28 protein-coding genes and 2 riboswitches are annotated in these 25,526 nt (G+C 44.4%); of the genes, 26 read left to right on the forward strand and 2 right to left on the reverse strand.

The genetic code is table 11. From position 1 onward, the window contains the following. Positions 1-156: 156 nt before the first annotated feature. The 13 genes from ACSNJE_RS05980 (at position 157) to ACSNJE_RS06040 (ending at position 8,285) form a co-directional block, all read left to right on the forward strand. A complete protein-coding gene (locus ACSNJE_RS05980; protein ID WP_052216932.1) occupies positions 157-402 on the forward strand; it encodes a DUF2933 domain-containing protein in 246 nt (81 codons plus the stop codon). Positions 403-546: 144 nt separating this feature from the next. Then, positions 547-1,020 (forward strand): hypothetical protein, encoded by a 474-nt coding sequence (locus ACSNJE_RS05985; protein WP_052216931.1) that lies wholly within the window; start codon positions 547-549, stop codon positions 1,018-1,020. A 24-nt stretch (positions 1,021-1,044) separates the two neighbouring features. Next, on the forward strand, positions 1,045-1,581 hold the full coding sequence (locus ACSNJE_RS05990) for a hypothetical protein (protein ID WP_495252201.1): 537 nt from the start codon (positions 1,045-1,047) through the stop codon (positions 1,579-1,581). 99 nt (positions 1,582-1,680) lie between these two features. Further along, entirely contained in the window at positions 1,681-2,286 is a 606-nt protein-coding gene (locus ACSNJE_RS05995) for a class I SAM-dependent methyltransferase (RefSeq protein ID WP_495252202.1), read from the forward strand. A gap of 235 nt (positions 2,287-2,521) precedes the next feature. After that, on the forward strand, positions 2,522-3,220 hold the full coding sequence (locus ACSNJE_RS06000) for a response regulator transcription factor (RefSeq protein WP_052216928.1): 699 nt from the start codon (positions 2,522-2,524) through the stop codon (positions 3,218-3,220). Between the two features lie 2 nt (positions 3,221-3,222). Continuing rightward, the gene (locus tag ACSNJE_RS06005; RefSeq protein WP_461570732.1) at positions 3,223-4,518 is read left to right on the forward strand and encodes a sensor histidine kinase; all 1,296 of its coding nucleotides are present in this window, start codon (positions 3,223-3,225) and stop codon (positions 4,516-4,518) included. 81 nt (positions 4,519-4,599) lie between these two features. Next, on the forward strand, positions 4,600-5,019 hold the full coding sequence (locus ACSNJE_RS06010; RefSeq protein ID WP_495252203.1) for a hypothetical protein: 420 nt from the start codon (positions 4,600-4,602) through the stop codon (positions 5,017-5,019). A gap of 129 nt (positions 5,020-5,148) precedes the next feature. Continuing rightward, positions 5,149-5,580, forward strand: a complete 432-nt coding sequence (locus ACSNJE_RS06015) for a zinc ribbon domain-containing protein (protein WP_461570730.1) — start codon at positions 5,149-5,151, stop codon at positions 5,578-5,580. 452 nt (positions 5,581-6,032) lie between these two features. Beyond that, complete coding sequence (locus ACSNJE_RS06020) at positions 6,033-6,233, forward strand: hypothetical protein (RefSeq protein WP_052216924.1); 201 nt, start codon at positions 6,033-6,035, stop codon at positions 6,231-6,233. A gap of 25 nt (positions 6,234-6,258) precedes the next feature. Continuing rightward, positions 6,259-6,696, forward strand: a complete 438-nt coding sequence (locus ACSNJE_RS06025; protein ID WP_495252204.1) for a hypothetical protein — start codon at positions 6,259-6,261, stop codon at positions 6,694-6,696. A gap of 116 nt (positions 6,697-6,812) precedes the next feature. Further along, positions 6,813-7,334: a hypothetical protein gene (locus ACSNJE_RS06030; RefSeq protein ID WP_495252205.1), complete on the forward strand. Its 522-nt coding sequence runs from the start codon at positions 6,813-6,815 to the stop codon at positions 7,332-7,334. Positions 7,335-7,546: 212 nt separating this feature from the next. Continuing rightward, entirely contained in the window at positions 7,547-8,053 is a 507-nt protein-coding gene (locus tag ACSNJE_RS06035; RefSeq protein ID WP_495252206.1) for a zinc ribbon domain-containing protein, read from the forward strand. Then, the gene (locus ACSNJE_RS06040; protein WP_052216920.1) at positions 8,037-8,285 is read left to right on the forward strand and encodes a hypothetical protein; all 249 of its coding nucleotides are present in this window, start codon (positions 8,037-8,039) and stop codon (positions 8,283-8,285) included. Before ACSNJE_RS06035 ends, ACSNJE_RS06040 begins: the two co-directional genes overlap by 17 nt. 153 nt (positions 8,286-8,438) lie before the next feature. Here ACSNJE_RS06040 and ACSNJE_RS06045 read toward each other — a convergent pair whose 3' ends face one another. Together ACSNJE_RS06045 and ACSNJE_RS06050 are read right to left on the reverse strand one after the other, a co-directional pair. After that, the gene (locus tag ACSNJE_RS06045) at positions 8,439-9,866 is read right to left on the reverse strand and encodes a sensor histidine kinase (RefSeq protein WP_495252207.1); all 1,428 of its coding nucleotides are present in this window, start codon (positions 9,864-9,866) and stop codon (positions 8,439-8,441) included. Then, the gene (locus ACSNJE_RS06050) at positions 9,859-10,551 is read right to left on the reverse strand and encodes a response regulator transcription factor (RefSeq protein WP_495252208.1); all 693 of its coding nucleotides are present in this window, start codon (positions 10,549-10,551) and stop codon (positions 9,859-9,861) included. Before ACSNJE_RS06050 ends, ACSNJE_RS06045 begins: the two co-directional genes overlap by 8 nt. Before the next feature lie 155 nt (positions 10,552-10,706). On the opposite strand from ACSNJE_RS06050, the gene ACSNJE_RS06055 reads away from it, so the two are divergent. The 13 genes from ACSNJE_RS06055 to ACSNJE_RS06115 all read left to right on the forward strand — a co-directional run bounded on the left by ACSNJE_RS06055 (position 10,707) and on the right by ACSNJE_RS06115 (position 25,463). Next, on the forward strand, positions 10,707-11,633 hold the full coding sequence (locus ACSNJE_RS06055) for a hypothetical protein (protein WP_495252209.1): 927 nt from the start codon (positions 10,707-10,709) through the stop codon (positions 11,631-11,633). 54 nt (positions 11,634-11,687) lie between these two features. Further along, positions 11,688-12,149, forward strand: a complete 462-nt coding sequence (locus ACSNJE_RS06060) for a cytochrome b/b6 domain-containing protein (protein WP_052216916.1) — start codon at positions 11,688-11,690, stop codon at positions 12,147-12,149. A 298-nt stretch (positions 12,150-12,447) separates the two neighbouring features. Further along, positions 12,448-12,795 (forward strand): hypothetical protein, encoded by a 348-nt coding sequence (locus ACSNJE_RS06065; RefSeq protein WP_052216914.1) that lies wholly within the window; start codon positions 12,448-12,450, stop codon positions 12,793-12,795. A gap of 13 nt (positions 12,796-12,808) precedes the next feature. Continuing rightward, positions 12,809-13,387, forward strand: coding sequence for a hypothetical protein (locus ACSNJE_RS06070; RefSeq protein WP_495252210.1), 579 nt, complete (start codon positions 12,809-12,811; stop codon positions 13,385-13,387). 460 nt (positions 13,388-13,847) lie between these two features. Further along, positions 13,848-13,959: riboswitch (SAM riboswitch) on the forward strand. 105 nt (positions 13,960-14,064) lie between these two features. Next, positions 14,065-14,982: a homoserine O-acetyltransferase MetA gene (gene metA / locus ACSNJE_RS06075; protein WP_474773681.1), complete on the forward strand. Its 918-nt coding sequence runs from the start codon at positions 14,065-14,067 to the stop codon at positions 14,980-14,982. A 44-nt stretch (positions 14,983-15,026) separates the two neighbouring features. After that, a complete protein-coding gene (locus tag ACSNJE_RS06080) occupies positions 15,027-16,313 on the forward strand; it encodes a homocysteine synthase (protein WP_052216911.1) in 1,287 nt (428 codons plus the stop codon). A gap of 249 nt (positions 16,314-16,562) precedes the next feature. Further along, a riboswitch (cyclic di-GMP riboswitch) is annotated at positions 16,563-16,669 on the forward strand. 256 nt (positions 16,670-16,925) lie between these two features. Continuing rightward, the gene (locus tag ACSNJE_RS06085) at positions 16,926-17,675 is read left to right on the forward strand and encodes a LytR/AlgR family response regulator transcription factor (protein WP_052216910.1); all 750 of its coding nucleotides are present in this window, start codon (positions 16,926-16,928) and stop codon (positions 17,673-17,675) included. Positions 17,676-17,999: 324 nt separating this feature from the next. Further along, entirely contained in the window at positions 18,000-19,178 is a 1,179-nt protein-coding gene (locus ACSNJE_RS06090) for a NapC/NirT family cytochrome c (RefSeq protein WP_474773680.1), read from the forward strand. 28 nt (positions 19,179-19,206) lie between these two features. Next, on the forward strand, positions 19,207-19,881 hold the full coding sequence (locus ACSNJE_RS06095; RefSeq protein ID WP_052216908.1) for a tetratricopeptide repeat protein: 675 nt from the start codon (positions 19,207-19,209) through the stop codon (positions 19,879-19,881). Between the two features lie 78 nt (positions 19,882-19,959). Continuing rightward, complete coding sequence (locus ACSNJE_RS06100) at positions 19,960-20,901, forward strand: 6-bladed beta-propeller (RefSeq protein WP_474773679.1); 942 nt, start codon at positions 19,960-19,962, stop codon at positions 20,899-20,901. A gap of 115 nt (positions 20,902-21,016) precedes the next feature. Continuing rightward, the gene (locus ACSNJE_RS06105) at positions 21,017-22,651 is read left to right on the forward strand and encodes a cytochrome c3 family protein (protein WP_474773678.1); all 1,635 of its coding nucleotides are present in this window, start codon (positions 21,017-21,019) and stop codon (positions 22,649-22,651) included. Between the two features lie 171 nt (positions 22,652-22,822). Continuing rightward, a complete protein-coding gene (locus ACSNJE_RS06110; protein ID WP_474773677.1) occupies positions 22,823-24,691 on the forward strand; it encodes an Ig-like domain-containing protein in 1,869 nt (622 codons plus the stop codon). A 37-nt stretch (positions 24,692-24,728) separates the two neighbouring features. Further along, on the forward strand, positions 24,729-25,463 hold the full coding sequence (locus ACSNJE_RS06115; protein ID WP_474773676.1) for a M23 family metallopeptidase: 735 nt from the start codon (positions 24,729-24,731) through the stop codon (positions 25,461-25,463). Positions 25,464-25,526: the final 63 nt, after the last annotated feature.

Here is a 25,526-nt window from a genome sequence, read left to right on the forward strand (position 1 = left end):
TGTTTATGCAAGGCTTGGCTTTCATGGCCTCTTTTAAACATTTTTCAAAGTGGGGGTTGAAATTAATCGGAGTTTATTGTACAATCAAATTACTACAAAAAGTAGTACTACGTTGAGTGGCGTTTTCGCTCATAAGGGACAGAGGGGAGAATTGGTGTGAGAAAGAATCGATTTAACTGGCACAACCTGCTTATGCTTGCCTGTATTATTCCTATGATTGCTGTATTTTTCTATTTTACCGGCGGAACTCTGCCTGAAAAGGTAAACGGTGAATCCTTTTTATTTCTGGCCATGGCCCTGTTATGCCCGCTGATGCATTTCTTAATGATGCGTGGAATGAATCATGGTCAGTCATGCGACCACGAACAAGGGGAAAAGAAGGGTTTGAATAAGGCCGGATAAGAAATAATACTACCCCCTCCTATTGGAACCCACTTTAATCCAGTGGGCCTTAAAATAGATTGGGTCCTGGGTATGACTTTAAACTGCCCTTTTATTTTTTTAAGTTTAATCCGTTGAAAAACTATTTTAGAGGATGATGCCCAAGTGACGGACAGGTCAAAAATTGTTTATAAATCGACTGCCATTGGTATAGTTGCTGCTCTTTTGCTGGTATCGTTTTATTTTTCACTGGTTGGCTTTATTCAGTCCTGGGACCATGCAGTTGACCTTTTCACAGGAGATTTCTGGTTTGTTATGGCAATTGCCGGCGGTTTCGGGACGCAGGTAGGCCTTTATAGTTATGTTAAAAGGGTGCAAAAACTTATAAAAAGTAGAAAACTGGCGGCTATCACTGCCTCCGGTACGGGAACTTCAACAGTTTCTATGCTGGCCTGCTGTTTGCACCATTTGGGGGACGTGTTACCTCTCATAGGACTTTCAGGCGTGACCTTATTTTTTGAACGGTACCGGTACCCTGTTATGGGAGTCGGAATTGTTATTAACCTGATAGGGATTGGGCTGATGTTGCGGTTGATTGTTAAAAACCGTCTATGGCCCGGTATCCTTGTTGAGAAATAATGACTATTTGGAAGGGGTATGGTTATGACAAAGAAGTTAATAGTGGTTTTGGTGCTCATCATTATTGCCGGCATGGCAATGATAGGATATGGTTTGTCACAAAGAAAAGAAGCTTCTGTTTCAAGTGCCGGTGGGACCGGTGCTGCAGGTACAAGTCTTGAACAGAAGTATGTTCGCTACGATGAAGGACAGGGTGGGGTACAGGTTACAGCGGTATTATTAACACCGGAGTACATTCGGTTAACAGGAATGAAACTACCGGGTAATTATGATTTGCAAAAAAGTATTTTATTTGAAATAGCCATGACTACTCATATGGGAGATTTGAGGGAGTATCCCATTGCTGAAAAAGCTGAGTTGCTGGTGAATGGGAAAGTAATAAAACCGGCCGGTTGGAAATTAACGGCAGATGAAGGTCATCACCCGGTAGGGCTACTCATTTTTTCCCCGAAAAACGCACAAGGAACTCCGGTTTTGAAGTCGAACACAGTTATTGAATTAAACCTCAAAGAGCTGCAGGGCGTTTCGGAAAGAAAGTTCACTTGGTCTTTACCGCTGTAAACCTGGGTAAACCGACCGGTCGAGCCACTGTTCTTTTGCATTAATTGTTGTGCCGATGGGTAAATATATTTTAAGTTCTGTTTGCGGAGGTGTTTTCACGTGGCGGCAACTACCGAAATCATCAGGCGAAGGTACGATCGAACCTCCATTTTTTATGACTGTATGGACTGGTTGATTAACGATGAAACAAGGAAAAAGGTTATTGAATTAGCCTACGGTAAGGTACTGGAAGTAGGTGTGGGCACGGGCAAAAACCTGAAATTTTATTCTCCCGCCTGCGAGGTGACAGGCATCGACTTCAGCCCGGGCATGTTGAAAAAAGCCAGGCAGCGGGCCAAAGGTTTGGCTAATGTTACTCTTTATGAAATGGATGTGCAGAACCTGGATTTCCCCGACAATACCTTTGATACGGTAATTGGTACCTGTGTTTTCTGTACTGTGCCCGATCCCATCAAAGGGTTCCGGGAGCTAAACAGGGTATGTAAACCTGACGGGCAAATGGTGTTCCTGGAACATGTCAGGAGCGCAAACCAGGTTTTGGGTATATTAATGGATATCCTTAACCCTTTGGTGGTCAGAGTGATAGGATCAAATATCAACAGGGAAACCGTGGAAAACATGAAGAAGGCTGGATTACATGTGGAGACGGTAGAAACGGTGGGCATGGAAATATTAAAATTAATAGTGGCTAAGCCCAATAAATAATCGGCGCTCAATGGGCTATGCAGCAGAAGCCCCTTTGTAAATACAGTTTTCGGGGAACCAAATTGGAAAATCCATCAGTTGGAAGAGACAGGTATCTTGACCTGTCTCTTATTATTTTCCTTTCTTAGCAGGACAGAACGGAATTGTGTAGATTTTGTGAAGTTCCGGTTAAATCGTTGAACCATTATAGGGAACTTTTTATACTTATTACGAACCATAGTACGGGGGGATCAGAGTGGAAAAGAAGCATACAGTCCTGGTAGTTGACGATGAAACAAAAATCCTCGAAGTAGTCAAGTCCTTCCTCGAGGCCGACGGCTACAGGGCTTATGTGGCCCAAAACGGTGACAGGGCCCTGAAGTTGTTTGAAAACGTTAAGCCGGATCTGGTAATTTTGGATATAATGCTTCCGGACATTGATGGGAAAGAACTTTGTAAGATGATAAGGAAAAAATCCAAAGTTCCTATTATTATGCTTACGGCACGGGTAGGTGAAGAGGATACGGTTCAATGCCTGGACCTGGGGGCCGATGACTACGTGACGAAACCTTTCAGCCCCAGGGCTCTGATGGGACGGGTAAGGGCTGTTCTAAGGCGATATGCCGATAGTGCCCAGGTTGTAGCCGATATCATCAGCTTCAGACAGGGGGAACTGGAAATAAATTGTGTCAGCCGCGAAGTGCTTGTCAGAGGCGCTCCTGTAAATCTGACAGCTGTGGAATTCAGGTTATTGCAGACCCTGGCAAAAAACATGAAAAAAGTCTTTACCAGGGAGGAACTTATTCAGGCTGTTTATGGTTGGAACTACGAAGGGAATGACAGGTCAATAGATACCCATATAAAAAATCTTAGGCACAAAATTGAGGCTGACCCCAAAAACCCGTTATATATATTGACTGTCCACGGAATAGGGTATAAATTTGGAGGCGACTGAAGTTGAAAAAACTAACCTGGCAGCTTGCAGTTTCATATAACTTCAACATCATACTTCTATCGCTTCTCTATTTTCTGGGCACCTATTTTTTTATAGGCAGGAACCTGGAATACATGACAAAGACCCAAAACCAAATTAACAGTCAAATACTGGCTTTAGTGGAAAAATCGCCTGTAGAGGCTTTCAGGGTAGCCCAATTAAACAACGTGGGCCTGGCTCTCATCGATGCAGAAGGAAATACAAAGGAACGGAAGCTTAATGAAAACATCTTGATTCTTCGGCTTGAATTCGGCGGGCGCCTGGAAAAACAGGAAATTTTGTTGCCAGAGGGTAAGGGAAAGGCGGTACTTACCTATTTCGTCCCTTATTTCGCGGGGCGTAATACGCCGAAGTTTTTCTCGGCTTTTTTACGCCTTACCCTTATGTTTATTATTTTTGCTGTAGGTTTTTCTTCCGCTACAGGTGTAGCTACCGCCGGTTTGTTAAAGGCTGACCTGGATAAAGCCAGAGATTACGCATCAAGCCTGGTGAAGGGTTCGTCATATAGCTTTGAAAGTAAGCCCAGGTATTATGAGGTGCAATCTCTTTTTAATGAATTAAACGCATTAAGGGATATTACTTTCAAGAGAGAAGAACTGAAGAAAAGAATGACCTCCGATTTGGCCCATGAGTTGAGAACCCCGCTCACAACTTTGCAGGCCCACCTGGAGGCCCTCATTGAAGGTGTATGGGAGCCGACTGCTGAACGATTTGTTTCCTGTCACGAAGAAATACTGAGGTTGATAAGGTTGGTTGGGGACCTGGAAAAACTATCCAAGATCGAAGATGAGAATATAGTCCTTGAAAAAACCAATTTCGGCCTGAGAGAACTGATAAACAGCATAGCATTAAATTTTCAGGGTCAGTTGAAAACTAAAGGCATAGCATTGACAATCTCAGGTGAAGAGCAGGATATTTATGCTGATAAAGATAAAATAAGCCAGGTTATTATAAACCTGCTTTCTAACAGTATAAAATATACTAATCGGGGTGGTAAAGTTTTAATTGACCTGAAAGGTGACAGGGAGCATGTTTATATGGTCATTAATGATAGCGGAATTGGTATACCGACAAAAGATATAAACCACGTTTTTAACAGGTTTTACAGGAGTGATGCTTCCAGAGCCAGGTCAACGGGAGGATACGGAATAGGATTAACTATAGCCAAATCCATTGTCGAGGCGCACCGCGGCTCGATTGATGTGGTGAGCCAGGAAGGATTGGGTACCGAAATAACCGTGATTTTGCCAAGGGGCTGATAGATTTGATGCCCGGTAATAAATAAAAAATCTTCACAGAATCTACACAAAAGAATTGTAAACTGGGAGGGGAGAATAAAAGTGGCTCAAAATCAAAACTTTGACAGCAAGGTTAGGTTTATCGGCATTTTATGTTTATCAGTAATTATTTTTGCTCTGTTGTATAACGCTCTGTTAGGAGGACCTGCCGGCTTTGGTTATGAGATGCAGGAAGGGATAAATAATGGGATGAATTATGGGGTAAAGACCACGGGATTTATTTCTGATATCTTTTTTCTGGCAGGAAAGATTTTATGGTTGGTATTTTTGATAAGCTTGATAGCGACTGTTATAGTTATGGGGAGACAATATCTTCCCGGAATGAATATTAACCGGGAAGACCTGATTAGAAACCTTGCCCCACAGGTGAAATGCCGGTGTGGTGCATTTGTAAAAAAACAGTTTAAATACTGCCCAAGTTGTGGTACGGAATTGAAGGCGCCTATGGTAAGCAACAAATAACTGCAGCATGATTGGCAATGTAATTTTGCCTGCGGAAGGGAAGCAGTTGTTATTTAGCTTGAAATTCCAATTCGGGAATAAGGGGTGAAGAAAATGACACGTGGAGATAACCGGGATAATTTGGTGAAAATGTTATTAATCATTTTCCTGACGGCAGTAATTTCAATTATTCTTTATAGTCTTTTTCTTAGGCAGAGGCTTTTCTTCGGTTTAGGAATATATTACGGGCAGAGCCTTGATATCAATAGTTTGGTAACCGGATCCCTCGTATTTGTTGTCAAGTTGCTGTGGCTCACTTTTATTATTAGTCTGGTGGTGGGTATTGTGATGGTGACTAAAAAGTATCTTGTTGACGGTAAAAAAATAGGCTTGGCATTTACAGGGCCGAGTGATGAACAAGGATACACCTGCCCCTGCTGTGGTACGCGCCTGACCGCTGAATTCAAGTTTTGCCCTAATTGTAAAGCGAGCCTTAAAGATGTTTGTGCACGATGTGGGAAAGACCTTCAGGTTGGCTGGAAAAGCTGTCCTTGGTGCGGGACCGGGAGAAGTAACAATTAATATTCAGCAAAAAAAACTAAGGAGGAATCATTTGGTTCCTCCTTAGTTTTTTGCAGAACGTATCAACTGCCATGATTGTAGTTTATAAATGTGTAGATTTTGTGAAGTTCGGGCCCATTTATTGAAATGGCCATTTAAGATTTCTACAATTGAAGCTGTAATATTTAAACATGCCGGCTTGGGCCTTAAAAAGGTTTAGCGGCCAAATTTTTACTATTCAGGGAAATGAGGTGAGCAATAATGAGCAAATCTACAATGATAGCCCTGATTGTTATTGTCGGTTTAGCCATTGTCGGAGTATTGGGCTACTTTATTCATCACCTGATTTTATAGGTTACTGCTTCCAGAAAGGCTGCCCAAAAAAGACGGGCGGCTTTTTCGCAATTATCCATAAAATCTACATAAGTCAGGGCTATAATCAAATCAGATAAATGAAGGAGGTGAAATAAGCGGTGAATAAGTGGTTAAGGTTGGCTTTAAACTCTTTTATAGGAATTATCGCCTTAAATCTTGTTTACGCCCTACTTTTCGGCGGAGGGTCCCTGACCTTGGCCGGTTTATTGGTCCTGGCGGTAAAAGTCTTATATTTGACGATGATTGTAGGGCTGGTATTGGGCATTTTCGCTTGGGTAAAGGATTTGAAATTTTTTTAATGATTAAAGGAAAGGGGGGAAGGCAATGAACAAGTGGTTTAAGTTGGCAGTGGTAGCTTTTGCTGGAATAGTTATTAGCCTTGGAGGGTTGTATTTTGTCCAGGCTTTTGACGGGCAGAACACCCATTCCGGAACAAATCATACAACCTATTTACAAGGCCAGATACAGGGTGGCGCCAACCAACTCACCGGTAATTTTACTGGACAGTTTCAGCATGATGGCTACCAGGGGTTTATTCCCAATCAATTTCCTGGTCCGTTTTGGGGTATCGGGCACGCAAATAATGCCCATTACCCACTGGAAATGCAGAACCGGATCAATATGATTAATCAGCAGATGAATCAGATGCGGTACCAGATGAATTTTCTTATGAATCAAATGTCCCAAAGAGAGAATATGAACATGTCCGGTCCAAGTAACATGAATGACATGAATGAAATGAATAGGATGCCCATGATGTAACCTGACTGAAGTACGACATAGCATAGTAATTTTTGCAAACTCCATAAAATCTTCACAAGATACTATTATAATTAATTTCGAACCAAGTGAAAATTTAAATTAAGGAGGAATTGGTCATGATGATGATGAGTGAGATGGGACGGTCCGCTGAAATGGCGATGGACAACATGCCTATGAATGACATGGTAACCATGGGCTCGGGGTCCATGAACATCAGTTGGGGGGCAAACAACATGAGTAACATGCCGGGAATGGCAACTCCTGCTCCTGTTGACGGCATGGTCAACCACGCCGGAATGCCTGGAATGATAGACCCCAATGCTGCAGCGCAAATGCACGACGCAGCCACACATTCCAGTGGATTGCTGGGTCTAGGCAATCTGGATTTGAATTCCCTGTTAAGTACTTTGCTAACTCTGGCTGTGGACGTATTCGTGATATTACTGCTGGTAGGCTTGGTAGTTGGCGCTGCAATGCTGATCAAAAAATATGTGCTGAACGGTGCTTTATTTGCCGGGGGATCCAATACAGCCTGCACTAAATGCGGTACCGTCCTGAAAAACGAATGGACCTGCTGCCCCAAGTGTGGCCAATCTAAAGTTGTTCCACAGCCTTCAACCGAACCGCAAACAGCATAAATAATGTAATAGCTGCACAAATAATGCAAAATGGCTGCCGGGTCATATGTCCCCGACAGCCATTTATTTGTTCTTGAAAAACTTCATAATATCTTCATAAATAATTTGTACAATAAAAGCGAACCGGAAAACAAAGAGGTGATGTGCAGGTCCAATTACAGCCAATTGGTGGGATTCCTCCACAATAACAAACAACAAAGGAGTGAAAAAATATGTCACAAAATAACAGTCAGGAAACATTAAAAAACATAGGCGTTTTGAGTTTGGTATTGCTGGGAGTATTATTAATCTTTAATTTACTGACTGGCAGCGGTTCTGGAATGGGCTACGGCATGTATGGCCGGGGCACAGGCCTTGAGCTGAACGGTTTATTGGCATCCCTGTTTACACTGGCAGTAAAGCTGCTATGGCTTGTCTTTGTTATCAGCTTAATCGCCGGTATAGTTATGTTTGCAAAAAAATATTTTGTGGAAGAGAAGAACATTAACCTGCAGTTTTTAGGAAACCTGGTACCATCGGCTGCCGGAACAGCAACCTGCCCGGAATGTGGGTCCAAAGTGGCTCCTGAGTATAAGTTTTGCCCAAATTGCAGGGCTGTCCTGAGCAGCACTTGCAACCAGTGTGGCAAAAGCCTTCAGCCAGGTTGGAAATGCTGCCCTGCGTGCGGCACAGAAATAAACAATAAGAGGAAGGGTGAAAAAAATGAATCAATGGTTTAAGATAGCCTTATATGCATTTTTGGGGATTCTCATCGGTACCTTTCTTTTAGGCATAATTACCCCGTCTAACCACATGTATATGGGTGGCACAGGCACATGGAACACGTTGGGGCCGGCGGAAGAAGGTCATTACTGGATGGATTACAAAATGGGCCCTGGATACATGGAAATTAATGTGCCCGGTATGGGAATGGGTATGCGCAGTGGAATGGGTATGTACGGGATGAGATAAAAACAGGGCTTAATTCATCAGGCCCAGCGGATTAAAATAGTTGTAGCATACAGGGGAGGTTCTGAATACATTTAACCTCCCCTGATTTACTGAAATTTCTTTGCAACGGCCTGACAGGGTTTAATTCATTAGGCCTTATTTTATTGGAGGGCGTTAGGTTCGGGGCAGGGTAATGATGAAAGTAGCCCCTTTGCCTTCTTTGCTTTCCGCCCGTATTTTCCCATTGTGCTGTTCTACAATTCTTTTAACTATGGCCAGACCAAGGCCCGTGCCGCCTTCGGCCCGGCTGCGGGCCTTATCTACTCGGTAAAAACGCTCAAAAAGATATGGCAGGTGTTCGGCGGGAATTCCCTGCCCTGTATTGGAGAAAGTTATTCTAACCCGGTCATTTCCCTCGGCGGCGCCGGCGATAGATATTAGCCCGCCTTCCGGAGTATGCCTGATGGCGTTATCTATCAGGTTGTAAATTACTTCTCCAAACCTATCGGCATCTACCAGTACAGGTCCGATTTCATCCAGGCAGTCATCAATTATAATTGTTATTTTTTTATCTTTAGCTTTTATTTCAAAAGGAGCAATGGTTTCCGCCACAAGATTATACAGGGAAACAGGGGTTTTTTTGAGAGGAAGCCCTCCCTCGACGGCCAACAGGTCGTTAACCAGCTTTTGGAGGCGGAGACTTTCCTTGTTTATTACCTTCAAGTACTCTTCTCTTGTTTTTTCGTCGTCGACCACCTTTTCGATAATGGCTTCGGAATAGCCCTGAATTAAAAAAAGGGGGGTGCGAAGTTCGTGAGAAACGTCTGCTACAAATTCCTTCCATTTTTTAAGGAGCGAGTTGAGTTCAGCATTGGAACGTGACAAATAATCAAGGGTTTTTTTCAACTGCACGCTTAATGTGTTAATGGTTTGGGCGAGTTCACCGAGTTCATCTTTCCGGCGGTTTTCTACCAGGGTGGAGAAATCGCCCTTTGCCATGTTCATGGCAACTTTTTTTATGTTAATAATAGGGCGTGCTATCAAGAAAGAAAAATGCCAGGCCAGTATTCCACTGAGAATAAAGAACAAAATTAGTACTTCCAGCCCTGTCCGCCTTGTTGCCTTAATTATTTCCAGTAGATCATCAGTGGGAGCATGTACCATAATAAGGTACTTCTCACCATTTTTTTCAAAAGGCATGAAGGTAGCCGTCATTTTCGTATTAAATTCCGGGCTGTAGCCGGTGTAATATGTTTCCTTGCCTTCTATTCCGGCTTTAAAATGCTTCCAACTGGATTTCATTCCAATGGGGGAATGCCTGACATCGGAACTATATTGAACAATGCCCCGCTTATTAAATACAGTTATTTTGTAGCGCGACACTTTCCCCCAAAATTCTGCTTCGTCCTGTATCTTTTCCGGCGGCAAGTCGCTTAGCATGACCTGTTTCCACTGCAAAGCGCGCTCGTTCATAAGCTGTACCTGGTTAGAAAAATAAATATCTTCGATACGGTTATATAAAAATAACGAAAATACCAGCAAAATGCCCAGGGTAAGGGCAAATATAGTAATCCACAGCTTAAAAACTATACTTCTAAACATCATTGACATCCCCAAGTTTGTAGCCGACGCCCCATACAGTTTTGACTGCATCTTTGCTTAACCCGGCTTTATGCAGTTTTTCCCTGAGCTGTTTAATATGAGCATCTACAGTCCTTGTGTCGTTAAATTGGTCACCCCATACCTCCAGAAGGAGTTCATTTCTGGTAAAAGCCTTATTGGGATGTCTGGCCAGTGTATACAGTATCGAAAACTCTTTCGGGGTCAGCGGTATGGGGCACTCGTTCACCTTAACTTCACGGCTTTGTGGGTCAATGGACATTTGCCCGAGGCTGATGCGGTCATTTGTTTCCGCAGGGGGAGTTTTTGCCTTTATCCTGCGAAACAACGCTTTAATCCTGGCGATAAGCTCTTTAGGACTGAAGGGTTTCACAAGATAATCGTCCGCTCCTAATTCCAGGCCCATTATCTTGTCAGGTTCCGCCCCCCTTGCGGTGACCATTATGATCGGAATATTGGACTTTTTTCTGATTCTTTGGCAGACTGCCCATCCGTCTATCTCCGGTATCATAATATCCAGAATTATCAAGTCATATGGATTCCGGTCAACCATGGTCAAGGCCCTCTGGCCGTTATTGGTTTCCTCTACAATAAAGCCTTCCTTTTCCAGGTAAGCCCTTAACAATCTCCGGATATCCGGCTCATCTTCAACGACTAAAACCCTCATAGCATACCTCCACTAAAATATGGCATTCAAAAATTATAGTAAAAAGCGTTTGTGAAGATTTTGTGAAGATTGTGCATGATTATGGAACGTTTATAGCCTTGGTATTAGAATTTACCGTAGAACGTAAAAATAACAAAAAGGAAAGGAGATCTATAGTGGAGGCGCTGAAAAAAGTTTTGACAGTAATGGTAGTAATCTTTGTTTTTATTATAGCGGCAGGAGGGATTTATCTTGTCCGAATGGGCAACATGGACCACAGTAAAGTGACGGCAGTCAACGTGGGTACGGGACAGCAAAAAACGAGCTCCGAACCTGCAAAAGAAACCCATGACAAAGATGCTGCCAATACGGAATCCACGGACGGCAAAGACAAAAGTAGCTCAGCTATAGAAAAAAATAACCCTAATGAGGCTCAGGGCCCTGTTGTAATACAGGTCCCCGTTCAGGTGCCGAAAACAGACCCCCGGTTTTACGTAGACCTGTTGAAGGAGAGACTCAAGTCTATCGATAAAGCCAATGCGAAGATAGCTGCTAACAGCGGTGGGGAAACAGTGGTCCAGTCAAACGGGACGACTTCTTCAGGCGCCGGTAATATGAATGAATTACACGAGGAATTTTATAGTCTTGGACAGGATATAGCTGGCATGGAATATCTCATCGATAATATGTCCAAAGACCTGGACACCCAGACCCAGCAACTGCCGCCTGTAACGGGTGTTCCCTATGGGTACGGGCAAAACTTACCGCCGACTTATAATCAGTATAATCCTTACCTTGCGCAAAACCCTTATCAGGGCCCTTATAACCAGAATTATTACAGCTCAGGTAACGGCCAGCAGGGGATTGCCCAGGGACAGACGGCAGACAATCAATCTCAAAGCGGCGTGACAGGCCAGCCTGGGAGCAGTCAGGCGAATTTACATCAAAACCACAATGTTCCGGGCAACGGCTTTTTGAATGCCAACACCATTAAATTGATTTTCAGCCTGGTACTGATTGTTTCAGTTATTATTGCCATTGTTTCTATGGTAGGGTTTATTGGGAGCTTATTCGCAGAGAATGTTCCGCGGCCAAACCCTTAATTTTACAATAATCAAACCAAGAAACAGTATTTGGTTCAGAATAGGATGAAATCGATGGACAGGTTTAGGTTAGAATTTATCCTACATTGGATATGGGCAGCGGTTTTTGGAATACTGCTTATTACCGGCCTGGCCCTTCTCGGGCCCAGATACGGCTGGGCACTCAATTACAACCTGGCAATGGCAGATTACCTGCACCGTACAGTGGCGATTTTATTTACGGGGCTGTTATTTATAGAAATATTATTGGAACTAAAGCGAATTCTTTTTAATGATTCGAAACGGGAACCCTGGTTGGTCATTGGGAAAAGTGGTTTTGCCCTGATTACCTTTATTTCTGCCTGGCTTCTGATCATTTCAGGCCTGCTGTTATGGCATTGTACCGAAGACGACCACGGGGTAACAGCCCTAGCGTCCGTTGTCCACCAGACAGTGACCTTTGCTATGATAATAGGTATGACTTGGCACTTGTACGACAAATCCCATGTGCTCATTTTCGGGGGTGGTCGGCGATAGCAATACAAGTTAACGGGAATAAAATCATGCGTTTCCTTTACTGGGCCCTAAGTTCGTTCTATGTTTTTGTTGCGGCAACGGTGGCAATAGCCCTTTTAAAGCCAGGTCCTACAGAATTGCAGGTTATGCGCTGGATGGAAGGCATGATGTCAGCAATGCATAATTCGCTTATGGGTGCGTCCATGGATAATTCTGAGGTTTTTAGCTATTTATTCCGACAATCGGGCCAATTATCGTTATTAATGATATTTGTGGGTATTGAAGCAGGTTTGTTCTTGAAAATATGGAGGAAGAGAAAATGACTGTCAAGGGGAAAACGGGATTTTGGCTTCTGGTAATTGTGTTTTCTGTTGTTACCATGATGGCTGTTGTCAGTGGCGATAGTTATGGTTTGAAAACTGTCAAAGATATGAATGGGTCAATGGGATTTATGATGAAAAATGAGCATGTATGGGGGTTTAGCTTAAGCAATATATTAGACGGGTTATTTAATGCCAACCTGCCGCACCACGCTGAGACAGTCGCAGGTCATCACCCGTTACCCTTTTATATAAGTTCCCTGGATTTGGGAAGTTCAGCGGCCATATTGCTGATGCTGCCGCTTATGGTGGGCGCTTCCGCATTGCTGGTCGTACTATGGATATAGGAAAGGTGAAAGAATGAGTGTACTGGGATCTGTGGGTAACTTTTACGTCTTGCTGCTAATTCTTGTTTTGGTTACCGGGACAGCGGTAGTAGCTGTAACCCTGGCCAGAAAATATTGGGATACTGTAGAAAATTACCTTGACAAAAAGGGAGGAAAAGCAATAAATAAGTGGATCAAGCTTGCTATTACATCTTTTGTAGGTATCATTATCGCTTCTTTTGCCCTGGGATTTGTGAACAGCCTTTCCGGTGGCCAGGATATCCATTCTGCCCATGGAGGCAGCGCCGCCGTTAATGTGCCGGCATATCAGGCGCCCGGTTTTGTACCTGTAGCAACTCAGGTGCCCGGTTACAATAACGGTTTGGCAACAGGGAGCCTGGAGGCTCAAATCTATAATCTTCAGGTGAACATGATGCAGATGCGGCAGCAGCTTGCCCGAATAACTGAAATGTATATGAACCGGCAGATGAGCACCCAGGGTGTGCCTGGCGGCACGGGCGTAGGAACAAATATGGGCGGCGCCGGTTCCATGAGCGGCACCGGCAATATGGGAGGCAATTCCGCAAGCATGGGCGGTATGAATATGATGTAAAAGGAATATGATGTAAAAGAGGCCAACAGGCCTCTTTTAGTGTTCGTGAAAATATTCTGGATTTGGTTGATGCCCTTGAAATTTTAAATAAATATTGCTAATATTAACCTAGGAAAACCAATCAACTTCGAAAAACGACCGTTAACGGTTTGAAAACGACCATTCGCGGCGACAAGTAGATTTGAAGTAAGAAGGTGGTTTTATGGTAGCTCTCCAGATTGGTTTGGCTGTTACTTTTGCAGTTGTATTGGTAGTGGCCACGTGGGCCATGATTTATGACTGTTTTGCGGAACAAAATAATTAACAGCCTAAGGTGCATTGCAGGTTTGCCGCGTCAGAGCGGTTTTTTTGTTTTTGCCGAATATTGCCGAAATTTTGTAATAATTTTTTTATTGACCTTGCCTCCTACATCTGTTAGTATATATTCAAAGTTAATAATCAATTCTCCTTACCAGGGAGACTCTTATCCAGAGAGGTGGAGGGACTGGCCCAATGAAACCCGGCAACAGCCAAAGCTGTAAAAGCTTTGGAAATGTGCCAATTCCTGCAGGATCATTCCTGAGAGATGAGAGGAGGGATAGGTATAATGTTTGATTTTGACCTCTTCTTATCGGAAGAGGTTTTTTGTTTATTAAATATTTTGGCGAAACACAATAAAATAGGGGGTTAAAACTGAGATGCCGATCAAAATACCAAACGATTTACCAGCGAAAGAAATCCTGACCCAGGAAAACATTTTTGTCATGGATGAGGACAGGGCATTTCACCAGGACATCCGTCCATTGAAAATTTTACTGCTTAACCTCATGCCTACGAAAATTGTTACAGAGACCCAAATATTACGGTTATTGGGGAATTCCCCGTTACAGGTTGAAGTGGAGTTTCTGCATCCCCAATCATATACGTCGCAGAATACTCCCCAGGAACATCTGATTGCTTTTTATAAAACTTTTCCCCAGGTAAAAGACGAGAAATTTGACGGTATGATCATTACCGGGGCCCCTGTGGAACAGATGCCTTTTGAAGAGGTGGCCTATTGGGAAGAGCTGAAAGAAATAATGGACTGGTCGGTACATCACGTTACTTCGACAATTCACTTGTGCTGGGCAGCCCAGGCGGGTCTTTACCACCATTACGGTATTCCCAAATACCCTCTGGAAGAAAAAATGTTTGGCGTTTTTTCGCACGTGGTTACCAAGAAGAACGTCAAGTTATTGCGGGGGTTTGACGATATCTTTTACGCGCCCCATTCGCGCCATACGGAAAACCGCCGGGAGGATGTGGAGAGAATCCCGGAGCTGGAAGTGCTGGCAGAGTCAGACGTCGCGGGTATGTACATCATAGCAACCAGAGACGGGCGGCAGATTTTTATAACCGGCCATGCCGAGTATGATCCGCTGACCTTGAAAGCCGAATATGAGCGGGATATCAGCAAAGGGCTCAAAGTTAATATTCCCCGGAACTATTTCCCCAATGACGACCCTTCGCTAGAGCCTGTTGTCAATTGGCGGGGCCATGCCAACCTGCTCTTTTCCAACTGGTCAAATTATTACGTATATCAGGAGACACCATACGATTTAAGTGCTATCAAGTGACACCATCAGGTTAACAATGAACAAATTTGAAGGAGGAATGGAAAATGGAAAAAGCAAGAAAATACAAACCGGAAACCCTGGCCCTGCATGCTGGGCAACAGCCGGATCCCACTACAAATTCCAGGGCCGTTCCCATTTATCAGACCACTTCCTATGTTTTCAACAACAGCGACCATGCGGCCCGCCTTTTTGGCTTGCAGGAACCAGGCAATATTTATACCCGGATCATGAATCCTACTACTGATGTGTTTGAAAAGAGAGTTGCCGCCCTGGAAGGCGGAGTTGGTGCATTGGCGGTTGCTTCAGGACAATCGGCAATTTCCCTGGCCCTTTTAACTCTGGCGCATGCCGGCGATGAGATTGTTGCTTCAGCAAACCTTTACGGTGGGACATATACACTGCTGCATTATACCTTTGCCAACTTGGGAATAAAGGTTATTTTCGTTGATCCAACGGAACCAGAAAACTTTGCCAAGGCTATATCCCCGCGGACCAAGGCCCTTTACGCGGAAACCCTGGGTAATCCAAAGTTGGATACCCTCGATATTGAGGCGGTGGCTGAGATAGCTCATCAACACGGGATACCTCTTGTTATTGACAATACCATGCCTTCTCCTTACCTGGTTAACCCCATTGCCCATGGGGCCGATATCGTGGTTCATTCTGCCACCAAGTTTATCGGGGGTCACGGAACTTCCATTGGCGGGGTTATTGTAGATGGCGGTAAATTCAACTGGGGCAATGGAAAGTTTCCCCAGTTGAGCGAACCAGACCCCAGTTACCATGGCGTGAATTTCTGGGAGGCCCTGGGCAATTTAGCGTATATTACGAAGGTTCGGGTGCAGTTGCTCAGAGATATGGGACCCGCCTTGAGTCCATTTAATGCCTTTCTCCTTCTTCAGGGGCTGGAAACTTTACATTTGAGAATGGAGCGCCACAGCCAGAATGCCATGGAGATAGCCACATTCCTTGCAGGTCACCCCAAAGTATCCTGGGTGAATTACCCGGGACTACCTGAACACCCGTCCTACGAAGTGGCGCGGAAGTACCATACGAAAGGATTATACGGCGGCATCGTCGGATTTGGCGTCAAAGGCGGCCTGGAGGCAGGCAAAACTTTTATTGATAATTTGCAGTTACATTCGTTGCTGGCCAATATTGGTGATGCTAAGTCGCTGGTAATACACCCGGCTTCCACGACCCATCAGCAGCTTACGCCGGAAGAACAGATGGCAGCCGGGGTAACGCCGGATTTCATCAGGCTTTCCGTCGGGTTGGAAAATGTTGATGACCTGATTGAGGATTTGGACCAGGCCTTAGCAAAGCTGTAAAGAAGGGTTCTTGAGAAATTGTGCCTGCCTGGAATAGCCCATTATTAACAAAAATAATGGGCTATTTTTCATATTTAGGGAATTATGCTTTGAGGTAGAATTGTTGAATATTCTCAAAGCATGATTTCCGGATATCAACGGGTTTCCATGCGGTTTCGATAGAAACTTTTGTCCTAGCTTTTGCAGGAAATAAGCATAGGATATAGAATAAATGGAATAAGTTGATAAATCCGATAAAAGTAAGGGAATATTTGTGAAAAGCAAACTTGTCGAAAGGCAAGGACGCAAAGCTACGGGTCTGAAGAATAGCGGGCAGTAATCTGTGTCCAATGCTCTATGACCGCCGGGCTGCCAAATATTTGTAGGTTAAGCATTCTTTGTTGGCAGTTCCGACAAAGATTTTTTTAATATTTTAGGGAGTTATGCTTTGAGGTAAAATTATGGATAACTTCAAAGCATGATTTCCGGATATCAACAAAAGTTTCCATGAGGTTTCGATAAAAACTTTTGTTTCTATTATAAAATATTTGGATTATTGTTTGTGGATGCATGCAAAACATTCAGTTACAAAGGGTTGTTTCCTTCATGGGCTTCTTCCGGGAAGGTGAGAGTATGCTAAAAGTTGTCATTGCCGATGATGGTCCGGATATAAGGAATGTTTTGAAAAAGATTTTAAACAGTATTTCCGGGGTCACGGTAATAGGAGAAGCAGAAAATGGGCGCCAACTGGTGGAAATGGTCAAGGACATGCAACCTGATATTGTATTTGTTGATGTGGATATGCCGGAAATGAACGGGGCGCAGGCGGCCAGGGAAATTTTCAGTGTAAACCCCAACATCTTTATAGTTTTTGCCACGGGTTACGACAGTTATACTCTTGAAGCATTTGAGGTTTATGCCTGTGATTACATAATGAAACCCTTCGAGGTGGAACGTATTCACCAGACAATAGCCCGGGTCAAGGCCTGGAAAGATGAAATAGAACGCCTAAAAATAATCGAACGCATGGCATCCCAGATGGGTAACAAAAACATGAAGCTAAAAATACAGACCCAGGATAGTTGCAATATAATTGACATCCAGGATATTATTTTTATTACCAGGGAAGACCGGAAGACAGCAATCCATACTTCTACAGGAGTTTTTAAGACTAATGAATCTTTGGAAAAACTGCACCGCCGCCTAAAGACGGAAAATTTTTTCCGGTGTCATAAGGGGTACATTATAAATGCCGATAAGGTTACGGAGCTATCGCCCTGGGGACATAAGACTTATCTGGTCAGGTTGAAGGGCACAAAGGAAACGGTTTTGATGACCCTTGATAAGGCGAAAGAGTTTCAAGAAAAATATCTTATTGATTGACGTCCCTCTGTTTTGAGGGACGTTTTTTTTAAACATATTTTTACCTTTTCAAACAATCGGAAGGAACTTTAAATCAAGGTTTGTACAAATTGCCATTTAGATAAATTAAAATTGTGCAATAAGAAAGAGGTTAGATTGTGCAGAACATGTGGTTAAATTCATAAAGAAAAATAACTGCTATTCAGGTTATGTCTTTTTGGACAAAGATAGGGAATTTTAAATCAAAGTTTGTACAAAAGGGACATCTTCAGCAATAAAATATGAATAGCATTACGTTAATTGTAATGTGCCGATACAAAATCTACGAAAAGTTGAGGGGCTATCATGGGCTTTAACATAAAAACCTGTCATAAGCTTATTAAGGTCTTGCTAGTCCTTCTTTTTTTACTTGGTACGGCAGCAGCGATAGCGTCTCGGGCCTGGACGGCCAACATACCTTCGAAAATGTGCGGCGCCTGCCACATGATGAAACCGGAGTATTATACCTGGCTGGCGTCGTCGCATGCGAAAGTAAACTGCATATCCTGTCATATTCCCCCTGGCCCCGGGCCATTTATTAAAGCTAACATTACTGGGGTCAAGCATTTCTTCAAAATGGCAACCAAATCTTATGTGGCGCCGATTATCAAACTCGGCCCAATGTCTGATGCGGCCTGTGAACGCTGTCACAATATGGAAAACCGGATAGTTACAACTTCAGAAGACTTGATCATCCCACATGGAAAACACAAAAAGCAAAAGGTCAATTGCTCTAAATGCCACCAGGGCATAACCCATGGCAACATTGCTAAGCGAAAAATTACCTATGAAGGAGATTACCAGAGGTGGAATGCCACACTGGGCCAATCATTGATGAAAAATAATGCCGAATATGTCCGGCCTGATATGGATTTATGCATGCGCTGCCATCAGTTGCGGAAGGTTACCGTAGCATGTGACGCCTGCCACAAAAACGGTATGAAACCGGCAGACCACTTAAAGGGGAATTTCAGAAATGGCGGTCATGGCAAGATAGCAGCAGGGGACCTGGGGTACTGTGATTCCTGCCATAGTTATATGAGTGAGAAAAAAATCGAAACATTAAAAGAGCCTGAAAAATATCTTCAGTATTTAGGTGGTGATAAAAACCAAAACAACAGCCTAAGCGTGATTACTTATTCCAGGGAAAATACCTGGTGCAAGGCCTGTCACCAGAAAAGGCCACCCAGCCACAATGAAGCTATGTTTATTGAAAAACACGGGCAGATGGCCCAAAAAGACAAACAGAGGTGCTACACATGCCATGACAACCAGGGGCCCCAGGGGCCCAAAGGTCAGGGCGGTCCCAATACGGTAGCTAATATTTCCTGCAATGAATGTCATCCCAGCATACACCGGTCCAAGAAATTTTACCATCCCTTTGAACTACCGCCCAATGGGAAGGTTGATGAATCATGCTACACCTGCCACAGCCAGGAAAGCTGTGGCAGGTGTCACGGGAAAATACAAAAGAGAGCCAATTAATTATATTTTTGATTAGGGAGGGGAAAAAATGTCAGTTACCAACTCAGAACTCAGCTTGCATAAAATCGAGAGGAAGGAAAAACAAGATGGTTTCACCCTACTACAGGCCGTCACCCTGGTTTTACTCACCTTTGTCGTTAGTGTTGTTGGCTGGTATGCGGCCGGCAAGTACTTTTTCTGGTCGGACCTGGATATGCAAAGGGTACAACAGCAGTTGGAATACTTACAGAAGAAGGTGCAGGCCGAGCCTAAAAACCTGGAAAACCGGGTAGCCTTGGGTTATACCTATTATCTGAAGGGTGAAAATGAAAAGGCTGTTAAGGAACTTAACCAGGTTTTGGAGATTGATAAAAATTACTATAACGCTCATTACAATCTTGGTCTGGTTTACCTTGACGAGGGCAAATTGGACGATGCCTTAGATGAGTTTCAAAAGTGTGTGGAAATATCACCCAGGGACCATAAAGGTTACTTGAATAAAGGGATTACGTACAGAAAAATGGGTATGTACAAGGAGGCCCTCGAGTCTTTGGAAAAAGCCAACAAGCTTGCGCCGGGGAGCGCCAATATTATTTATGAAATTGGTATGGTTGCGGAAGCAAAAGGAGATAAAAAGACTGCGGCCGGTATATATAAAGAGGCTCTGAGTTACGACCCCCTGTATAAAGAGGCCGCCGAAGCTTTGAAGCGGGTACAAAAATAGACAGGAATGGAGTTGAATCAGATGGGAAACGCGGCAAATGTAAAACGGACTATTAAAAAGTCTAAGGTGTATAGCCTTATGCTGCTTACTTTTCTGGCGGTGTCTGCCATATACGGCTACCTATTTTACAATCAGGTAGAGGTGGAAGCAATTCCCGCTTTAGTAGATCCTAACGGGCCGCCTAAATTCAGCCGGATGATATACGGGGGGTTTGGCGAAGAAGCCCTGAAGAAGCCCATGGATGTTGCTGTAATCGGCCAGTTTATATATGTGACCGACACCAACAACCACCGGGTTCAGGTTTTTGATACCGGTGGTACGCCCATCTTTAAATTTGGCAAACAGGGGGACGGCCCCGGCGAGTTTCAGTTTCCTTATGGAATAGCCGGGGATAGTAAAGGCAACGTCTATGTAGCGGATTTATATAATGGTGGAATTTCGGTGCATGACAGTAAAGGGAAGTTTATAAAGTATTTCGCGGAAAAAAAACCTGCGGAGAAAACTATTGAAACCCCGGGCGGCTTAAGAATAATTGATAATAAAGTTTACGTTACCGATATTACTAAGTCGAAGGTTTATGTTTTTGACATGGAGGGGAAAAAACTGCTGGAAATCGGAAAAATGGGCATCAAAGAAGGGGAATTACGGGCCCCTAATGCCGTAACCGCTGATAAAGAAGGCAACATTTACGTGGTAGATACCGGTAACCAGCGGGTACAGGTATTTGATAAAAAAGGAAAGTTTTTAAGAATTATCAATGGTTCCCCGGACGGTAAGGGGCCCTCACAATTCGTTAATCCCCGCGGCATAGGAATTGATTCCCGTGGCATCGTCTATGTAGTCAGCAACTTGACCCATTTTGTCCATGGCTTTGACAGAGAGGGCAACCAGGTATTTACTTTCGGCGGCAATGGTTCAGCTAATGATCAGTTTAGCTTGCCTAATGGACTGTTCATCACCGAAAATGATGAGGTATTGATAACGGATACTGTCAACCAGCGGATAGCTGTTTACGAATAAGAGGGGGTAACCCTCCCAACCCCAGAATAAAAGAGAAAGGGGGGAAGCAGGCTGCACATCATATCTGATTGATGGTTGGGGGTGTTATATAAAAAATCAATCAGGAGGGAAAAAAATGAAGAGAAAGCTGTTTACTGTTTTGCTCACCGGGATGTTTGTTTTCGGTGCAGCAACCAGCGCCTTCGCTGCTTATTCGGGACTTAACGGTACCCCGGATACCATGGGGGCGCCCAGTTACACGGCACCGCTGACAGACGGTGACGAAATTGATCTGGGGCCTGGTAACGCCAACGCTACCGGTAATGGCGTGGAGTTAGAAAATCCCACTAATGCCCAGGACCCTTACAACGTTATTAAGTCCAAAAATATGTTGATGAATGATTTCACCGGTCCGCGTACCCAGAGGACGCACGGTGAGTACCAAAACAACACCAACTCCTGTGCAAGCTGCCACCAGACCCATACTGGCGCATCCAAAGACCTGTTGTTCAAGATGGGTGTATACAATACATGTACAGCTTGCCATGACGGTACTTTAGGTTTCTACAACGTATTTGCCACCAAGAATATCGATGGCAGTCTGCCGACAGCAGGTACTTTCGGCGGAACTATGGATGGCAACGCCTCCGTACACCTGGCTGAAGGATACATTGAGCATGCTCTGGCTCCCGGCGGTAACTTAATGAAGACCGGAACCAATAACGGCGCATGGGGCGACAAGTTCGATTGCGCTTCCTGCCACAGCCCGCACGGTTCCTACAGTGATCGTCTATTACATTACAACCCCAACGGCATGGCCACAGTTTCTATAGCTAACGGTGGACAGAAGGTTTCTGATTCTGTATATGATGCGCTTCCTCAAGCTTCTGCAACTTCACCTGATTTTGTTGTCTACAGGACAACTGCTGATGCAGTTGGTGTCACCCAGGAAACTACAGGCACTCCTATAATCGTTCTGATGAAGAAGGTTCAAAATGCTGATAAGACCTATTCTTATGTAATGGATAAGACTCCATGGTTATACGGCTATCCCTATTATAGCGCTCCTCACTATACTGCATTCTGGGATGCCAATAACAAAGAACTGAATGAGAAGGGTATTGAGGTTGAATACGGCCTGTCCTATGCCAAAGGTGATGTTAACTTGGCTGTCAGGGCTGATATCTCCCGCGTTTACGTTGTTAAACTCGGTGGTCCTGCCAAGCAAAAAGACGGCACCATTATTGATATGCCTATGCAGAAAATTGCGGATTTTGGCGGCGTAGCCATCACCAAGGTCAACCCCGATATTTACGATGAAGCCGGATACGGTGTCGCTATCGGTAAGTACTGCGGCGCCTGCCACGTTGACTACCTGGCTGCATCTGCCGGTAACAGAAAAGACTATGTAAACGGTACCGGTATGTACACTACAGCCTTCCGGCACACCACCAACAACGACCGTTACACCTGTCTGAAGTGCCACTTCGCTCACGGTACTGACGTAACTGTTATGAAGGATGCCAATGACTGGACAGTAGACCGCCTTGTTGCTGCCGGTAAGACTGACCAAGCAACTGCCAAAGCTTACCTCCTCGATAAGAACCCGTCTTCTGCTTTGAAGCGGTACACCAATATGGCAGTTTGCTGGAAGTGCCATACTGACTCCAAGGCTGAACAGCTCAAGAACAATGACTTCTTCTGGAATACTGCAGGCGTGCCCCACGGTGGTTCAACCGGTATTGACACCAGCCTGGAGCACAACTGGTAAAAAAATAGCTAACAAAATAACTTTGTTAGCTCTACAGGGAAATAACCGGATTTGGCTAAGGTATTATGCCCCCCATAATACCTTAGCCCTTACTTATATAATTTCTTTATCTTTTAATTATAATTTCTTTTCCGGTATTTTGTCAACAACACTGCCAAAAGGGGGATGCTTATGAAATACCACCTGCATCTTAAGCCGATCGTGCTTTTGACCATAACAGCCCTTGCCTTTGTTACAATAGCAGTACCGCTTCCCATTCACCAACTTGCTGTTGCGGCAATACCCCCTGTGATTAATATTACCAGTCCTGTTGAAGGACAGGCTTTAAATACTACTTCCGTGAGTATTTTAGGTTCGACAGAAACAACCGTTACGGTTGATGTATATATAGATGATGTATGGCAAGGGTCCACTGTTCCGGACAGTAGTGGCAACTGGACTTTCAATGCGGTCAGTGTTGGGGAAGGTACCCACAGCCTTTATGCCACGGCGACGGATTCGGGTGGCAATGTGGGTATCTCCAATAGGGTTAATTTTCAAGTGGATGTGACGGCGCCAGAGTTAACTATTACCAAACCGGTCAACGGTTCCTACGTTAATTTGCCTTTAATCGAAGGCAGGACGGAACCGGAAACTGATGTTACGGTTTTTGTTTACGGTAAACAGGCCACGGTGCGTTCAGATCTGCTTGGTAATTGGTTTTATTTCGACCAGACCCTTCCCGAGGGCCAACATACGGTATATGCCACGGCGGTAGATAAGGCAGGCAACGTGACAACTGCACCAAACTGTTCTTTTATTCTGGATACGACCCGCCCGGTAGTGCTGCCGGATTTCAGTCCTCCCGAAGATATGACCCAGGTGCCCTTGGATGTTTTGGCAAGAGTATATTTGGTTGAGAAATACCCAATGGACGCCGAAACCATGCGGACAGCCATAAGCCTTGCTGAGGTGGGAGGAACGACAGGGGAGACAGTGTACGGTACGGTTTACAGCGCTGTTTATACTACGGTATACGGCGATCCCTATTATGAAATTATCTTTCAACCTAATGCACTTCTCAGGCCGTATACAAAGTACCGGGTGTCGGTGAACCCCCTGTTAAAGGATGCTGCCGGAAACCCCGTGTATCCCAGGGTATGGGAATTCCAGACTACCGGCGCTACGGTATATGAGAACCCACATGGCAATTATACTTTAAATGTGAATACATGTGTGAACTGCCACCGACCGCATCGCGCTCAGGATCCTAAGCTAAGCCGGCCTATAGATGCTCAGGCCCCAATAATAGATGACTATTGCAACGCCTGCCATGATGGTACTGCTGCACCGCTTCCCCAAAATTGGCCTGCGGCGAACAACCATAATTTTCGGATGAGTATAGAGGGGACAGCCGGCCCAAGTGCCTGTGCAGGCTGTCATAACCCCCATCTGACCCTGACTGAAGAAAACCCCGATTTATTAATGGATTATTACTATTACGAACATAATGACCCCACTAATCCGTATCTTCCGAACAGTACCGAGGAAGCATTGTGTGAAAACTGTCATCTTTCTACTATCAAAGATGACCCCAGAGTAACGTACGTTATGTACAATTACCGAAAATGGCATACAAGCAAAGGAACTCCCGAGGATTACAGCCTGTGCCTGCGATGTCATGACGGTTCTAACGCTTCTGACATAGCAACCTATTATAAACAACCTTCCCGGCATACCATCAAGGCCGAGGACGGCAGTTACCTGAACGGCCATTTGGCCTGCTCCGACTGCCACAATACGCACGGTTCCTCTAACTTAAAAATGCTGCGGGAAAAACTTGGCCATAACAAGGGTAGACAGTTTTTATCGCAAGGGGATACCTGGGATCCTGCCAATGAACGGCGATTCTGTACAAGTTGTCATAACAATGAAACTGAATTATACGGTATTGTTGCCGGTTTTGTATACGATATTCCCGGGCATGCTGCGAACGATACGCAGTATTGCAGTTCCTGCCACGGCGGTTCCCCTGTGGCGGCTGCCCACGGGCCGCAGTAAACTCAATAATTGGCCTTTGACAGGAGAGGAATAGCTTATGCCAGTAAATTACAAATTAGTATCTGCAATTCTGGTCATATTTCTGTTCCTGCCTTTTACCGGTATTTTAAATTTTGATGTTGTTATGACCGGCTTGGGGACGGTCCAAAGAACCAGGGACGATGCACTTCGATCTAGGGAAGGGTACTTTACGACTGCAATGGAGCAACTACCACACGGATTGCAGCAGGGGTTAATTAGTTCTCGTATCAAAAAATTTACGAATCGTCATAAGCCCAAGATTGAAAGCCAAATAACAGAACTTATCTCAAACCAGCGACTATCTGAACAGACTTTTAACAAAAAACGTTCTGTGTTTTTATGGCCGGTGGCTGGAATAGACCCCGTGATCACTTCTACTTTTTATGAAGACCGGGAAGGTAAAAAGCATCGGGCATTAGACATTGCTGTTCCGATAGGGACGCCGATTATAGCCTCATATAACGGTGTGGTTTTTAAGGGAGACCAGGGAGATGGAGGTTTGGGCAAATATGTATACATCGTTCACAATAACGGGTTAACTACATATTACGGCCACCTAAGTGATTGGGCACCTATTAAAGATGGAACCGCGGTAAACACCGGGACTCTGATAGGGTGGTCAGGAAATACAGGCCGGAGCACCGGTCCCCACCTTCATTTTGCTATTAAAAGTGCTCAATCATTTGTTGACCCCGCCTTCCTTTTGGTTGACTTGCAATCTAATTCAACTATGAAAGGTAAAAGTTGGTAGTAAGTTGCACCTTTGGGCAACTGCTATAGAACGAAATGAAAGGAGGTATTATGCAGTGCAAAT

Source organism: Thermincola sp. GK-1, assembly GCF_059412445.1.

Excerpts from the sequence above, each read along its gene's own strand:
- ACSNJE_RS05990 (WP_495252201.1), top strand. The coding sequence starts at position 1,045 with ATGACAAAGAAGTTAATAGTGGTTTTGGTGCTCATCATTATTGCCGGC.
- ACSNJE_RS06015 (WP_461570730.1), top strand. The coding sequence starts at position 5,149 with ATGTTATTAATCATTTTCCTGACGGCAGTAATTTCAATTATTCTTTAT.
- ACSNJE_RS06025 (WP_495252204.1), top strand. The coding sequence starts at position 6,259 with ATGAACAAGTGGTTTAAGTTGGCAGTGGTAGCTTTTGCTGGAATAGTT.
- ACSNJE_RS06030 (WP_495252205.1), top strand. The coding sequence starts at position 6,813 with ATGATGATGATGAGTGAGATGGGACGGTCCGCTGAAATGGCGATGGAC.
- ACSNJE_RS06035 (WP_495252206.1), top strand. The coding sequence starts at position 7,547 with ATGTCACAAAATAACAGTCAGGAAACATTAAAAAACATAGGCGTTTTG.
- ACSNJE_RS06040 (WP_052216920.1), top strand. The coding sequence starts at position 8,037 with ATGAATCAATGGTTTAAGATAGCCTTATATGCATTTTTGGGGATTCTC.
- ACSNJE_RS06045 (WP_495252207.1), bottom strand. The coding sequence starts at position 9,866 with ATGTTTAGAAGTATAGTTTTTAAGCTGTGGATTACTATATTTGCCCTT.
- ACSNJE_RS06050 (WP_495252208.1), bottom strand. The coding sequence starts at position 10,551 with ATGAGGGTTTTAGTCGTTGAAGATGAGCCGGATATCCGGAGATTGTTA.
- ACSNJE_RS06060 (WP_052216916.1), top strand. The coding sequence starts at position 11,688 with ATGGACAGGTTTAGGTTAGAATTTATCCTACATTGGATATGGGCAGCG.
- ACSNJE_RS06065 (WP_052216914.1), top strand. The coding sequence starts at position 12,448 with ATGACTGTCAAGGGGAAAACGGGATTTTGGCTTCTGGTAATTGTGTTT.
- ACSNJE_RS06070 (WP_495252210.1), top strand. The coding sequence starts at position 12,809 with ATGAGTGTACTGGGATCTGTGGGTAACTTTTACGTCTTGCTGCTAATT.
- metA (WP_474773681.1), top strand. The coding sequence starts at position 14,065 with ATGCCGATCAAAATACCAAACGATTTACCAGCGAAAGAAATCCTGACC.
- ACSNJE_RS06080 (WP_052216911.1), top strand. The coding sequence starts at position 15,027 with ATGGAAAAAGCAAGAAAATACAAACCGGAAACCCTGGCCCTGCATGCT.
- ACSNJE_RS06085 (WP_052216910.1), top strand. The coding sequence starts at position 16,926 with ATGCTAAAAGTTGTCATTGCCGATGATGGTCCGGATATAAGGAATGTT.
- ACSNJE_RS06090 (WP_474773680.1), top strand. The coding sequence starts at position 18,000 with ATGGGCTTTAACATAAAAACCTGTCATAAGCTTATTAAGGTCTTGCTA.
- ACSNJE_RS06095 (WP_052216908.1), top strand. The coding sequence starts at position 19,207 with ATGTCAGTTACCAACTCAGAACTCAGCTTGCATAAAATCGAGAGGAAG.
- ACSNJE_RS06100 (WP_474773679.1), top strand. The coding sequence starts at position 19,960 with ATGCTGCTTACTTTTCTGGCGGTGTCTGCCATATACGGCTACCTATTT.
- ACSNJE_RS06105 (WP_474773678.1), top strand. The coding sequence starts at position 21,017 with ATGAAGAGAAAGCTGTTTACTGTTTTGCTCACCGGGATGTTTGTTTTC.
- ACSNJE_RS06110 (WP_474773677.1), top strand. The coding sequence starts at position 22,823 with ATGAAATACCACCTGCATCTTAAGCCGATCGTGCTTTTGACCATAACA.
- ACSNJE_RS06115 (WP_474773676.1), top strand. The coding sequence starts at position 24,729 with ATGCCAGTAAATTACAAATTAGTATCTGCAATTCTGGTCATATTTCTG.